Annotated in this window: 9 protein-coding genes; 1 reads left to right on the top strand and 8 read right to left on the bottom strand. The window is 57.4% G+C overall.

Features of this window, described 5'->3' with window-relative positions:
• Positions 1–35: 35 nt before the first annotated feature.
• The 5 genes from CA51_RS19015 to CA51_RS18995 form a co-directional block, all read right to left on the bottom strand.
• Positions 36–3,770, bottom strand: a complete 3,735-nt coding sequence (locus CA51_RS19015; protein WP_145122784.1) for a DUF1553 domain-containing protein — start codon at positions 3,768–3,770, stop codon at positions 36–38.
• Between the two features lie 120 nt (positions 3,771–3,890).
• The gene (locus tag CA51_RS19010; RefSeq protein ID WP_145122783.1) at positions 3,891–5,615 is read right to left on the bottom strand and encodes a FecR domain-containing protein; all 1,725 of its coding nucleotides are present in this window, start codon (positions 5,613–5,615) and stop codon (positions 3,891–3,893) included.
• Complete coding sequence (locus CA51_RS19005) at positions 5,612–6,139, bottom strand: sigma-70 family RNA polymerase sigma factor (RefSeq protein ID WP_145122782.1); 528 nt, start codon at positions 6,137–6,139, stop codon at positions 5,612–5,614. Before CA51_RS19005 ends, CA51_RS19010 begins: the two co-directional genes overlap by 4 nt.
• Before the next feature lie 640 nt (positions 6,140–6,779).
• Positions 6,780–7,457, bottom strand: a complete 678-nt coding sequence (locus CA51_RS19000; RefSeq protein ID WP_145122781.1) for a TPM domain-containing protein — start codon at positions 7,455–7,457, stop codon at positions 6,780–6,782.
• A 12-nt stretch (positions 7,458–7,469) separates the two neighbouring features.
• On the bottom strand, positions 7,470–8,270 hold the full coding sequence (locus CA51_RS18995; RefSeq protein WP_197451312.1) for a TPM domain-containing protein: 801 nt from the start codon (positions 8,268–8,270) through the stop codon (positions 7,470–7,472).
• Positions 8,271–9,425: 1,155 nt separating this feature from the next.
• On the opposite strand from CA51_RS18995, the gene CA51_RS18990 reads away from it, so the two are divergent.
• Positions 9,426–10,850, top strand: coding sequence for an IS4 family transposase (locus tag CA51_RS18990; protein ID WP_197451311.1), 1,425 nt, complete (start codon positions 9,426–9,428; stop codon positions 10,848–10,850).
• Between the two features lie 113 nt (positions 10,851–10,963).
• On the opposite strand, the gene CA51_RS18985 is transcribed toward CA51_RS18990, so the two are convergent.
• The 3 genes from CA51_RS18985 to CA51_RS18975 form a co-directional block, all read right to left on the bottom strand.
• A complete protein-coding gene (locus tag CA51_RS18985; RefSeq protein WP_145122778.1) occupies positions 10,964–11,305 on the bottom strand; it encodes a hypothetical protein in 342 nt (113 codons plus the stop codon).
• A gap of 232 nt (positions 11,306–11,537) precedes the next feature.
• On the bottom strand, positions 11,538–12,776 hold the full coding sequence (locus CA51_RS18980; protein WP_145122777.1) for a DUF4365 domain-containing protein: 1,239 nt from the start codon (positions 12,774–12,776) through the stop codon (positions 11,538–11,540).
• A gap of 116 nt (positions 12,777–12,892) precedes the next feature.
• On the bottom strand, positions 12,893–13,513 hold the full coding sequence (locus tag CA51_RS18975; protein WP_145122776.1) for a DUF4145 domain-containing protein: 621 nt from the start codon (positions 13,511–13,513) through the stop codon (positions 12,893–12,895).
• Between the last annotated feature and the right edge of the window lie 512 nt (positions 13,514–14,025).

Here is a 14,025-nt window from a genome sequence, read left to right as displayed (position 1 = left end):
ACAATTGATGCAGAGGAAAGGTTGGCGGACGTGTGTTAGGGCATCCAGACAAATTCACGCAGATTCACGATGCTCCAGACGACATCCTCATACCGCTGCCGCCACGCAGTCTGCAGCCGCGGATCGGCGGGCGGACCTTGCAGCACGCGGCTGGCGAGTTCTTGTTGGATGGTGTTGGCATCGTTGCGAACGTGATTCCACCACGTGACCTGCGGCAATCGCGGCGGTGCTTCAGGCGGAACGATCTCGTCTTGAGGAACCAGCCGATCGGCGAAGCCTTCACGCAGCGGAGCCAGGAAGATTTCAGTCTCCGCCGCGGTCGGCCGGCGGCTGACAAAACGCAAGAACAGCGAATCCAGCAGCTCACGCGGCGACTGCGCCTCGACCGCCAGATCGGCCAGCGGGCTCGCATCAGCAGCTTTGGTCAACGAGATCGTCAGAGTGCTGTTCGCCATCACCGCGGGTTGCAAAACGTTGGGCTCGGTCTCGCGGTCGGTCTTGGGGGCCTGGCGGTCGGCTGTCCAACCGAAGGCTGTCAACATTTCGATCACCGCCTCCGCACGGGGCAGTGTCAGGCTTGGTCGATCGCGTTCGTTGGAATTGCTGACGAACATCCAACAGCGGTGCGGCTTGCCATACGAATTGCGAGTATTCGAGGCGGCGCGGCCATCGGGATCGAGCGTCATCGGTTCGACATCCATCTCGCGACCTGTCGCTTCGAAAAATGAATCCGCAATTTGTTCGGCGGTCAAACGTCGCCGATCGGGCGCCGCGAATCTGCGTTGTTCCGGCGCAGTATCTCGGTTCTGCCCGATCGCTTCGCGTTGATACAACTGGGACGTCATGATCGTACGCGTCAATTGTTTGATGTCGTAGTTTTGTCCGACCAATTCCTTGCCGAGCCATTCCAGCAGTTCGGGGTGACTGGCGGGATTGCCTTCCCAATCTTGCGGCGGTTCCACGATGCCAGCTCCGATGTAGCGACGCCAAATGCGATTGGCGATGACTTGAGCGAAGCGTTGGTTTTGTGGAGCGGTGATCAGCGTCGCCAATTTTTCGCGAGGATCATCGGATCGCTGCATCAACGCTTGCAGCGATTCGTCGTCCTTGGCTCCCGTGACGTCGGCGAACGGCCACGCGGGCGTTACCTTCTCACCCGGCTTGAGCGTAACTTTGATCAACGAGTTGCGGTCGGACTTCTCAAAAAATCCGGCGGGAACCGTGCTCGACTTGGGCACGCTCAGTGACTTGCGAGCAAACATGGCGGCTAACGAATAGAGGTCGCGCTGCGTTGTCGAGTGATAGGGAGAATCGTGACAGCGGGCACATTGCATCTCGATTCCCAGAAACGCGTTCCCAACGATGTGCCCTTTTGCGGCGAAGGGGGAATCGTTTTGAGCGGCTAGCGCGAACCCAGCACTTCCCCCGTCGTGGGCTCCGCCACGCATCATCAACAGTTCCGAGACCATCCGGTCGATCGGTTTGTTGTCTCGCAGCGAATCGTACAGATACCAGCGAAACGGCCCCGTGCTGTTGAGACTGGCGTTGATCATCGTGGGATTCTCCGCCAGCACATCCAACCAGTATCCCATCCAGTTGTCGGCCCAACGGGGATCGTTCAGCAGTCGATCGATCAATCGTTCTCGCTTGTCGGGTGACGTATCGGACAAAAATTGCTTCACGTCGTTTTCGCTGGGAACAACTCCCACCGTGTCCAGGAACGCGCGGCGGATGAACGCGGAGTCGCCGATCAATGCGGCTGATTCCATGGCGACCGTATCGGGTTGCAGTTCGGGCCACTTGGCGCCGTCGCTGATCCATTTTTCCAGAACCTTGATCTTCTCTTCGGAGAGCGGTTTGCCCGACGGCGGCATCCGCATGTCGTCATCGTTGCTGCGCAGCCGAACGATCAACTCGCTCGCGTGCGGATCTCCTGGTTTGATCGCCGGTTCTCCCGAGTCACCGCCCCGAACGGCCAACTCCCGCGACCCCAGCGACAGCCCTCCTTTATCTTTCTCGCCATGGCAGCGAAAACATTCGCTCTTCAGGATCGGCAGGACGGTTGTGAAGAATGCGTGCTGCTTCGTCGCCGTGGGACTCTGCTGAGTCGAATCGCCCCGCTGCATCGACGCTTGTAGAAATGCATCGATCGGATTCGGCGTCGGTTGATCCGTGGGAGGAACCGGGGGAGATGGATTCGCAGCGAGCCAGTCGCGAGCCGCCTGATGCCGCTTGGTCCAATAAGTGTCTTGGTTGCCGGCAGCTTGCCGCCGCGTCGTATCGTTCAGCGCGGTCATCGTCCGCTCGATCCGACGCCGTTCGTCTTCGATCGCAGTGTCGGTGAGTGGAAATGTAAATTCAGAGAGGCCGGCGGGGCGCAAGACGGAAAACGATTCGTCCCCTTCCAGCCGAACCGCCAGAGTCAGTTCCCCCGGTTCGGGCCGGAAACGCTTGCCGCCAGCCATCGCATCGAACACGACGCGGACCGGTTTCGACGCGGTGATCTCCACCTGCCCCGTCGCTTCCTGGCAGCGATGCCACGCCGGACGATGGCCCGGCGCTGGCGGTGGCGAGACAGGAGTCATCGGTTCTTCGCCGTGAGGTGCGCCGACCAGCGGTTTGGACATCGTGACCAGTTGACCGTCGACCCAGGCGCGGGCCATGCCGCGAGCACGCATCAGAATCGTGTGCTCTCCCGGCGGCAGAGTGACGTCGGCCGCCATGCGAACAAGAACGGGAGCTTTCCAGCCGGTGCGGATTCCCCAGTCGTCGTACTTCAGTGGAATCTGGTCGAGCAAAAAGGCACGCCCCGACCAAGTCGAAGCGGCTGCGGGGAGTGTTTCTTCGGGATACAGCCAGCGATCGTGCGTGGGGAGACCCTCGTGAAAGGTGACTGTCACTTTGCCCGATTCCAACTCGCCAAGCTCGGGCATCTCCGTCGAGATCGACTCCATCTCGGGCGCTTTGCCAACACGACGGTAACGCGATTGCATCGTCTTTTCGTCGAGCATCACTCGGTGGATGCCGACCGAATCGAGTCCCCCGCGGAAGCTGTTGCCCGCAGCGCCTGACAGCGCCGAACCAATCCAGATTTGATCGTTGTCGATCGCTGGCGTTTTGCGGGTCGGGCCCCCCGCATCCCACACCCCGGGAACCTGTTTGCCATCGATCCACGTTTGCATCGTTTTCGGTTCGCCAAAGCGATACGTGACGGCAATGTGATGCCAGCCCGTTTGCGGCCGAAACCCCTGCAGGCTCGTGTAGCGATGCCAGTTCCGTTGCTGCGGTTCAACCGGGACGGTGGCAAACAAAAAACTGACCCTCGCTTCACCCTGCAGGCCGCGAATTCGCAGCGCCCAGTTTTGGTTGTCGCGCGAGAATCCGGGGTTGCCGGTCCGCCCTTTCCCGATGATGTAGGCGTGGTCCCCTTCGGAGAGATCGCGAATGTTGATCCATGCTTCCAGCGTGATCTCATCTCCGTTGTCGAAGTCGAACGGACTGTCGTCGCCCGGATCGTCGAAGACAAATCGAGAGCCTTTGCCATCGAAGTTGACAGCCGAGTTGTTGACGGGGAAGTCGGGGAACGTCGGCGGCCGAGGCCCAGGAACGTCGCGGTGGATGCCGCCGAAGGGACGAATCGGAGTCGCTTCTTCGGGGCCAAATTCCCAAAAGGCAGCCGGGCCGTCGTCTGCGTGGACAATCGCCGGCACGACGCTACCACTCGCTACCGATATCGCAATTACACACAAGCAATGATGGATGGAGTTCATAGTCGAAAGTCTTAGGGATGGCGTGGTGGGCGTTGGCGGGAAACTGTTGCGTTCGAGTCGACATCAACGGATCAACTTTTCGATTGAAATGGTGATCACATCGGAGGCATGCGATTCGCATCAGTCGTCGATTTGCACGGGGGCTGTTTTTTTGAGACTCGCTTGCCGTGGGATCTTTTCGGGAAGTCCGGCGATGAAGACAGGGTCGAGATAATATTCGTCCGCGAGATCATCTTGTAGGAACAGTCCGTCGACTGTCGCTCCCTCGGGATAACCCAGATCGGAGAGATCGATTCCAACAGCGATCGCCTGTGTTCTGAATCCTTGGAAAAGCGACGTGCAGGGAAGCGTTTCTAATTGTTCTAATGAACGTGGAACCTGTTTGAACTTGAACAAGTGAACTTTGTCCAACACCAACGCTTCGGGAGATTCCATCGTTAGATCAAATCCGGTGATGGTGTGAGAATGTAATCCTTGTTCGAACTTCAGCGGACTAACGTGAAACGCGTCTCCTTCCAGCGGATTCATCAGCAATTGTAACTCGAACAGGACAACATCGGGGCCGGGACCGTTGTGCACCGGGCGGTCGAACTGAATCGCCATCCCAGGAGTCCCAAAGTTTTCCGCATCTTCATCGATCGTCATCACCGGATCGGAGGTCAGCGGTTCCCTGCTTCCTCCAATGTTGATGACTCCCGTGTGAAGGAATCGATCCGAAGCAAAGGTCGCACGCTGATTGGGCAGCTTGGCGTCCCCCGCCAAATAGCCGTGGTTGGGAAGAGCGTGGAACCAGGTCACGTGGGACGGGATCAATCGATCTATCGGAATCGTTTCGATCTGCTGGTCGCGCTGTACCGTAATACTGGTCAATCCCCGCGCGAGCCCGGTGTCCGATGTCGTTGCCTGGTACGAGACGACGCGATCGGGAAGTCCGTATTGGTAGCGATTGCGATCGAAGGGAACGGCCGCGGAATCTTCTAGCTTCGATGTAGCAAAACGCATCGCCTGTTTCTCTCGCAAACGGAGTGGCGATGAGGAGGCGGATTCTTGAATGCGTGTGGAGTCGGCTTTTTGGTAGACGTCTGCAGCTCCTTCCAGCACCTGCACATCGGTTTCGCTAGCCTGGGAAACATTTACCGAAAACCGAGTCCCGCGGTCGACGATGCTCAGGCCAGGAGTTTCTACCTTAAAACCTTCAGCTCCCGGCGGGGCATGCACGCTGCATTGTCCGATGTCGAGCGCTAACAGTTCGTTCCCCTCGACGCGGAATGAAGCGGGGCTTTGGATGACTGCTGTGGCACCGTTGGGAAATCCAAGTTCGACCATCCCTTGAATCAACAGATAGTCGCGGTTGAGCGTGGGGGAGGCACCGATCTGCGGCGGTAGCTCTCCAAAGAACTTAGCGTGAGCGAGACTCGTGAAATGAGCTTCACTGGCAACTGGGGCTTGAGCGGAGGCGACGTCATTTGTTGCCGCTGGCATCGATGTAAACGCGCCGACGTAGATTCCAACCACTAGCGAAATCGGAACGAGGATCGCGGCAGCGAGAACCGCTGGCATCCGTCCCGATCCGGCTGTCGTTTGTGGAGAGAACCCCAGGTCATCGCACAGATGACTCGGCACGCATGTGACACTATCCAGATGATCGGTGTCGGCATCGCGGAGCAGATCGGGAAGCTCTTGATGGATTTGCAGATAGTCCAGATACAGCTGTCGCGCGTCGGGGTTCGTCGCGATCAAATGGTCCAGTTGGGCAAAGGATTCGTCATCGATCGTCCCGTCCAGCAGAGCGTCGATCTGTTGGCGAACCGCGTTGTTGTCGATCGGGGCTTGGTCGGAATTCATACAATTTCCTCCGTCCCCATTTTCTTGAGAACACAATTTGCTAACGCTTTACGGATTCGCGAAAGCGATCGATAGAGTCGGGCGACAGGTTCTTCGATCCGCTGAGATAACGTGTCCACGGTTTCGTCGCTGAAGTAACGCAGTTCGACAAGTCGACGGTCTGCGTCGCTCAGATGCTTGATGCAATCGCTGAGTGCTTTGCGACGTTCGACGGCTAGCTGCTGATGGCGAGGGTAATCGTCCGCGATCGCATCGATCGCGGCATCGGAAAATTGACGGCGGTTGGCCTGCGTGCGACTGTGATGTTTCTTTGCCGCAAATTGAGCGAACCGGCACGCCCAATTGAAGAAGGGGAGTTCGGGATCGTATTGGTCAAACTTACGCATCAATGAAATAGCGGTCTCTTGCATCACGTCGTCGGCATCGCTGGCGGTTGGCACCATGGACTGGACGTATCGCCGCAACTTGCACTCCACCCGCGCAAAAACGCGAGCAAATTCCTCTTTCTCATGGCATCTCGTCACTGGCGATCCCCTAGGTCCTCATCAGTAGTTCTTCCGAAACCTACCAATTCGCGCGACGAAATGGAAATTTAGCTGAAAGTTTTCCCATCGTAGCCGTATCCGTTCGGGATCGTGTCGAATCCGAATCGTCTAACCGCGTGCCCAGCGGGCCGCGCTCCGAGCCTCATGGACGCGCGGGGCGTTGCCACCGCGGTTGAACGAAGCGGTTCGACGCGTTTGCCGCAAAACCGGTTCCCGCAGGGCTCGCAGAAGGTAGCCGGTGGCCGGAGCGGAGCGAATGCCACCGGAAACGATCACGCAATCGATCGCCGCCCCCGACGGGGGCGCAGAACCGTCTGCAATCCCGTTGGGATTGTGTCGCGCGATCGGGGCTCGCGAACCGGAGGTGCGCCGCTGCGCGACGACCTCCGGCTACCGTCTTGTATCCCTGCGGGAAGCCTCGAGTCGGCTGCAAATCGTTTAACCGCGTGCCCAACGGGCCGCGCGTCCGAGCCTCATGGACGCGCGGGGCGTTGCCGCCGCGGTTAAACGAAATGGTACGACGCGTTAGCCACCGAGGAATTCTGAAGAGCCTCTGTGACCTCGGCGTCCTCTGTGGCTAATCGTTACATCTCGAGATACGACGCAGCTCCGATCCCATTCAATCGATCAACACCAGGGCGTCGTGCAGTTCGTTGACGTCGTCGGTGGCTCGAGGAAGCGGGCCGGCGAGCTTTTCTCCCGCCGCGGAAATCACGTTGCAGATCGCTTCGCTCGCGTCGCCTTGGCGAAGGCCGTCGGTCAGTTGTTCGCAGAGTTGATCGAGGAAGCTCTGCCCCAGTTTATCGATGATCTCTTGGTCGCCGAGGACGACGGCGATGTGTTCAAACAGAGAGACATAGATCAGTAGACCGGTCGAACCCGTTGTGTGGTGGATCCGTTTGTCGAAGAAGGTCTGGCGAGCTCGCGCGTAAACCTCCTCCTGCATCTGCTGGCGAGGAGTGAACAAACGCCGGAGCCATCCGATCCGACTCCCAATCGAAGCACCTGCGATGAATGCAACCACGACGCTGGCAACCATCGTCAACAGACCGACGTAGATCGGCAGGCCACTCCAGCTGCCCGTTTCGTCGAGTTGCCGTGGGAGCATCACCCAAACCGTGATCGCGGCAATAATCGCCAGCCAGAGTCCGATCATGTCCTCCGGTCGGTCGTAGCGGCCCGACGATGTCGCCACGACTGGCACGATTTCGCACGACGTCTTGGCTTCAGCTGCCACGACCGCCGCTTCGACGCGTTTGCGTTGTTCGTCGTTGATCAATTCCGTTGCACTTTTCATGATCGCCTCTGTTTACCAAGATCCCGTTGCACCGCCACCACCGGAAGAGCCGCCGCCAAACGACCCACCGCTGAAGCCACCACCGCCACTGCCACGACTTGTCATCATCTGGTAGAGGATCACTCCGAGGACGGTAAAGATGGCACCCCAGAAAAGCCAAGCCCAGCCGCTGGATCCGTTGCGGACCAGCGAGACGATGGTGAAGATCGCCAGTCCGACAAAGCCGACTCCCAACGCATAATGCCACCAGGGACGCGGTCGTGTGGGGAGTTGCAATTTGCGAGCCATCGTGTCGAGTGCTTCGACGCCGGCCACGATCCCTTCCGAAAATCGCCCCTGTTTAAATTCCGAAACGATGTAGTCGTCCATGATCTGCCGGCAGAGGGCATCTTCGCGTCGACCCCATCCGCCTCCTAGCTCGATTCTCGCTTTCCGATCGTCGCGGGAAACCAGCAACAGGATCCCCGTATTCCATTCCTGGTCTCCCAACGTCGCCTGCCCGATTCCCCACTGATCAAACAACAAGGTGGCAAACGTCTCGATCCGCAGCCCTTCGCCGCCGTATTGAGCCATCGATTCGATCGTGATCACGATGATCGGCGTCGCTTTGTCGGTCAGCAGGCTGTCGCACAGTTCTTGGATCTGTTCCTTGGCGCCAGGGTCGAGCATCCCCGCCAGGTCGCGGACAAATTCACGCTCCCCCGGCGGCTGCAAATCGATTTCAATCGCCGACGCCGGTGAGGCGGCAAGCAAGCCATAGGCGATGATTGCGGCGCAACAAACAAACGCCCCACTCCTGCGTCGACTAATCATTTCGATCTCCCCCTTATCCTTCGAACCAACGCGTGCGATCTCTCGCTGTTGTTCGTCAACCGATTCCAATTCTTTGCTCACTTCCATACCCGGCGTCGACTATTTGGACGCCGTCATCCGCGACCTTGTTGTGGTTGGCGGTATTGCCAAACAGCATCCAGAGGAAGTCGATCGCGGCGAATACGAGCAGCTTACCGGGCCAGCAACAAATCCGGCCCCGCAGAGGGGATCGCAGAAGGTAGCCGGTGGTGTAAGCGTAGCGAATACCACCGGAAACGACAACGCAATCGCTGGTCGTCCTCGGCGGGGGCGCAGACCGGTCTGCAATCCCGTTGGGATTGTGCTGCGCGATCGGGCTTGCATACCGGAGGTGCGCCGCTGCGCGACGACCACCGGCTATCGTCTAGCATCCCTGCGGGATCGTGAGAATCCGCTGCCACCGCAAATCGTTTAACCGCGTGCCCAGCGGGCCGCGCGTCGAGCCTCATGGACGCGCGGGGCGTTGCCACCGCGGTTAAACGATCCGGTTCGACGCGTTAGCCACAAAACCGGATCGCGCAGGGATCGCAGAAGGTAGCCGGTGGTCTGAGCGTAGCGAATGCCACCGGAAACGGTAATGCAATGGATCGCCGCCCCCGACGGGGGCGCAGACCGGTCTGCAATCCCGTTGGGATTGCGCGGCGCGATCGGGGCTCGCGATCCGGAGGTGCGCCGCTGCGCGACGACCTCCGGCTACCATCTTGCATCCCTGCGGGATGTTTGTGATTCCGCAGCCACCGCAAATCGTTTAACCGCGTGCCCAACGGGCCGCGCGTCGAGCCTCATGGACGCGCGGGGCGTTGCCACCGCGGTTAAACGATCCGGTTCGACGCATCAGCCACCGAGATCACCGAGAAATGCAGGCGAGACTCTGTGACCTCTGAGGCTGCCGCCGGATCGGTAGTGGACGAGGCAACGAGTCCTTGAGCGAAATATTCCTTCGGACACGGGGTTTGGGGCGATGGCATGCGGGACTCGTAGCCTCGTCCACTACGGCATGCGGGACTCGTGACCTCCTGTTGATTACCCACAAGTCGCCGCAAAAACAGCTCGTTTTGGCACGGTATTTGCGCTTGTAGTATTTCATTTTGCACAATGGAATCTCAAGGTGAAACCATGCAACCGACCAGTATCGCATACGAATTTCAAGATATTCAACTTGGAGACAAACGTCTCAACGATCGAGCCGAAGCGTTGCTCGCCTCGCTGGCGGCCAACCCTTCGGCCAGTATCAACGAAGCTTGCAGTGGCTGGGACGAAACCAAAGCCGCCTACCGTCTATTCGATAACCCCAACGTCGATCCCGAAGCCATTCTCGGGGCTCACGCTGAAAAGACACTCCAACGAATCAAAGCCCAAGACACCGTTTGCATCGCACAAGATACCACCGAACTGGACTACACCGCGCATCCGCCCGAAGGCGTCCGCAATCTCGATCGCTTAGGCCGCCGCGGACTTTACGATCATTCCCACATCGCCTTCACGCCGGAGAAACTTTGTCTCGGGGTGGTCGGTGTTAAGTTCTACGATCGCGACAAAGAAACGCTCGGCACCAGCAAGAAGCGAGAAGGCCAACCCCTACACACCGGCGAAGGGCAACGATGGCTCGATGGTTATCGCAAGGCCTGCGAGATCGCCGGAAAATGTCCTGAAACTCAGATCGTTTCGCTGGCCGATCGCGAAGGAGACATCTACGACATTTTCGTCGAAGCCGATCAGCATGAAACACCGGCTCAGTTCGTCATTCGCTCGCAGCGAAAACGCTCGTTGCCGGAGAAAGACCCCGATGGCGGGCCTGCGGCTTATAAGAAAATGCGTGCCGAAATCGCATCCGCCCAGCCGGTCGCTTACCGCGAAGTCCAGCTTCCCCAAACGCCCAAGCGAACCAAAGGATCAGGAAACAAACAACACCCCGGCCGTGAAGCACGCACTGCGAAGTTAGAAATTCGAGCGAAACGGATGACTCTTCGTGCGCCACACAACAAGCAGTCTTCGATGCCGCCGGTCGAGATCAGTGTCGTTTGGGTGAGCGAGATCGATGGCCCAGGCGACGGAACCGAAGTCGACTGGCTGTTACTGAGTTCTCTGCCGGTCGACACGATTGCCCAGACGCTGCGGATTGTGGATTTGTATGTGGCTCGTTGGCCAATCGAAGTATTCTTTCGAGTTTTCAAAACTGGCTGTCGGGTCGAAGAGATTCAACTCGAAGCGAGAGACCGACTGATCCGCGCGTTGATGTTTTACAAAGTGATCGCATGGCGGATCATGTTTGTGACCTTCTTAGGCCGCGAGTGTCCAGAGCTTCCCTGTGATGTCGTCTTCAGCGAAGCGGAATGGAAGTCGGTCTGGAAAGTGGTGGAAAAGACGGCTCCCCCAAAGCAAGCTCCTGAGCTGTCACAATTCATCCCGGTCCTTGCGACCCTTGGCGGCTACAATCACCGCGAAGGCGACGGTCCGCCGGGAGCCGAAGTGATCTGGCGAGGCACGCGGCGAATGCTCGACTTCGCCCTCTGCTGGCAAGCCTTCGGACCAGACCAATGACTTGTGGGTAATCGACAGCTCGTGACCTCGTCCACTACGGCATGCGGGACTCGTGACCTCGTCCACTACGGGGGCAGATGGGCGAGGGACCACCGTCTTCTTTGCCTATCAGCCTACTCAGCAGGTGGCTGGTGAGGTTTGGCTTCGTGGCGGCAGATGGTTGCAGTGGGGGCGGAGAGTTCGGTTCGGAGGGCGCGGAGGATGGGGACCGCTCTTTCGCGTTCTAGCCCGGCGCTGTGGCGGCCGGCGCGTTGAGCGAAGAACAATCGAGTGCGGAGGTGGTCGAGGCACTGGCAGTCCGATTTGGCTTCATCGAAGCACGATTCTCCCTGCTCATCCCAGAACGCGTAGCCGTCGAACGTCAACGCAAACTCTTCGATAACAACCATCTCCGCTTCATCCGCCGGTATGTCGCGCAACCGAAGCTGCAACGAAGGAATGATTTTGATATCCATGGAAGTTGTCCAGGTTCAGAGCGAGTTTTTAGCCGGGGGACAGAAACGGTCTTGAAGCAGAGAAGGTTTAACGAATCACGAATTTGAGTCCTGGAACTTTTCTGGTCCGGTGGGCTGCCGCTCAGCTTGATTGGTGACATAACGTCAAGAATGACCGGGCCATCGCGGTTGAAGCTCCATTTGAAAACTCGCTGTCGGCGGCTCCGTGTTCATGCCATTGTTCTGTCGCGGTCTACGTGATCTTTTTCAATTCGTATGCCATTTCGCCCAAGTGCTCCGTTGCGTAAGAGCATTGCTTTAAGGCGAGGTACAGGCGGTTGTCTTCCGTCCAAGTCTTCAGTCCTCGATCTGAGTAATGAAGAACGATGTTGTCCATATTGACAACGAAACATTCGAGCTTTTCGTCGAATGCTTTGCATTCAAATGGAGCCAATGCAACATCAAGTAGCTCAGTGCATAGTTCACTAGTCCGTTTGCGCGCGTCAGCAGTTGTAGTGAGGAATACGTCTTCGGAGATCGTCTTGGCCTTCAGCTTCTGTAGGCTGGATTCAAGCTGCGGGAGCAACTGTTTCAACTTGTCGAACGGACCCATCACTTGCTTCAGATAGTTTTCTTTGTTCAGCGTGTTCTCTGATGTATGTTTCGCCAAGAGGTCGTAGTTCGCGCTCCAATCTATAACAACGTTGCCACCAACATTTTCCCCATCAAACCCCATTGGACGTGCGGACTGGTCTAGCGATTCGTTGATCCAGATGCTTCGACAGAAATGATTGCGGCGTGCCTGATCCTCAGCGCTGGGGTAAACGAAAGCCCAGACTACGTGTGCGTCCGAGTCCCCCCAACGACCCTCGACAAGGTGATTGCGATGATATCGCCGCTGGGCGCCATCGGTTGTAACTCGTCGAACAATCGAGGCGATTTCCGATTTCGATGCCGTACCATTGATAACAATGTCGAACGAATACCGTTTTGCCGTGCCATGGCTAGTATCGTCCGTTTTAAAGATGGTATAGCGATCGGCGGACACGATCGGCGTCAACAGATCGCGAAACGCTGGAACGGTCCTGGTTTCAACCACCTGAGAGGTAGGGATATGAAACTTGTAGTGCTTCCCAGTAGAAATCGCCGTATCGTCGGTGATTGCTTGCCAGAGAATCTTGCGTGATTCCAGATCACAGATGCAAACAATTGCCGGCAGTGAATGGCCCAACCAATAGTCCACGTGTTCTGCATCAACACGGAATACGATGAAATCGTCTTTCAACTCGGCGGCGTAGCTTTCGCCGGTCTTGAGTTGAATCCCGAGTAAACGGCCTGTTGGTGTACTGGATTCGATTAGTTCTGCGTGAGCGTCAATGCCGTAGTCGCACTCTTGTTGCTCGCGAAATGCGAATCCGAGGGATTCGAATGTTTCCATCGCAACGGCGACACCGCGGCGATTGATTCGTTCCGTGATGGGGGCTTTGGGCATACACAATTATCTAGGGAATTGAGCAATAGAACGTTCGGGATAACGGGGGGGCGAGGAGAAGACTTGACTTCAGAACCGACTGCGCTGAGCCCTCCCGTTCATCCCATTGTTAGGGCCTATTTGTCGCGTTTTGCAATTGCATCCCTTGCCGGTTGGGGTAGTTTCCCGTACGTATCGCTGATCTGCTTTGGGAGTGTAATCATGTAGTCAACAACTACGTTCAGTAAAGTGAATAGTGTCGTGACAGCATCTTGTGAGTCAGTGTCGATTTGGCCCGGATGGACAGCGCTGTTTCCGGTAACGCGAACAATGTCAAGCGATTGCTGCACTTGTGGGGGAAGGCCACGTTTTACCAGCGCCGCAATGTCGTCGTTGATGTTTTTGCCCTTCTCTCCAAGTTCGCCGCAAAGTACTTGAAGTGCCAAACGAAGCAACGCCGCAGCACCACGCGGTGAAACAGAACATATTCCTGCGGCCTCCTGATAGCATTTGGTGACGGGCTCTGGCATATCCGGGTTCGGTGGTGGCGCGGTGCCGTGATTGGGGTAAATCAAATCCTCCCAATGCCAAATTGTGTATTCACCACAGTTCGTGCAGTGACCGATGCGAATCGCGCATTGATGATCGACGTAGTTTTCAAGCTTCGGCGAACATGTTGCCCATCGATGCTGAGCGATCGCACTGCAATGAGGGCATGTGTACTTCGTTTCAAGTGCTTTTGGTGCAATGTACTTCATGCGGTTTCGAAGCCCTAACTCTGTTTCTCACCCGTGTTGCTAGTGAGAATTGGTGGCTTTGGATCGTCCTCGGGAGTTTGCATGCTGTGTAGGCATCTCTGCGACGAACTCGCGTGGAACGACTTACCTTTGGCCAATTCGATCGACTGCGGCGGGCTTTGGTGCTTGGGGCCATATTTCAGACGCCGAGCAATGTGTTCCCTCTCGTTACCAGCTGGATGGAATTCTACCCGTCGTTCGTGGTAATGCAAGCACGGTGACAGGGGGGCAGTTGCAGCAAGGGAGCCCCGCAGCGTGGGGCGATGTGTTTCAACGATCGGTGGCGAACGTCCGCGCTGTGGGGCAAGCGTCGTTCCATTGGCTACAGCACGCGGCGGACGATTAGCAGGGCGATCGCGATGGCGACGGATATCGTGACTATCCAGAAGATGTTTTCGTGACGAAAAAACGAACGGCCAGGATCGTGGTTTGATTTCATCGCGTTGGTACCTCCCTCTCTCGACCCATTATAT

It is taken from the genome of Rosistilla oblonga (assembly GCF_007751715.1).
Taxonomy (GTDB): Bacteria; Planctomycetota; Planctomycetia; order Pirellulales; family Pirellulaceae; genus Rosistilla; species Rosistilla oblonga.
The sequence above is the reverse complement of the archived record's forward strand: the minus strand, read 5'-3'. Positions and strand labels throughout refer to the sequence as shown.

Excerpts from the sequence above, each read along its gene's own strand:
- CA51_RS19015 (WP_145122784.1), bottom strand. The coding sequence starts at position 3,770 with ATGAACTCCATCCATCATTGCTTGTGTGTAATTGCGATATCGGTAGCG.
- CA51_RS19010 (WP_145122783.1), bottom strand. The coding sequence starts at position 5,615 with ATGAATTCCGACCAAGCCCCGATCGACAACAACGCGGTTCGCCAACAG.
- CA51_RS19000 (WP_145122781.1), bottom strand. The coding sequence starts at position 7,457 with ATGAAAAGTGCAACGGAATTGATCAACGACGAACAACGCAAACGCGTC.
- CA51_RS18995 (WP_197451312.1), bottom strand. The coding sequence starts at position 8,270 with ATGATTAGTCGACGCAGGAGTGGGGCGTTTGTTTGTTGCGCCGCAATC.
- CA51_RS18990 (WP_197451311.1), top strand. The coding sequence starts at position 9,426 with ATGCAACCGACCAGTATCGCATACGAATTTCAAGATATTCAACTTGGA.
- CA51_RS18985 (WP_145122778.1), bottom strand. The coding sequence starts at position 11,305 with ATGGATATCAAAATCATTCCTTCGTTGCAGCTTCGGTTGCGCGACATA.
- CA51_RS18980 (WP_145122777.1), bottom strand. The coding sequence starts at position 12,776 with ATGCCCAAAGCCCCCATCACGGAACGAATCAATCGCCGCGGTGTCGCC.
- CA51_RS18975 (WP_145122776.1), bottom strand. The coding sequence starts at position 13,513 with ATGAAGTACATTGCACCAAAAGCACTTGAAACGAAGTACACATGCCCT.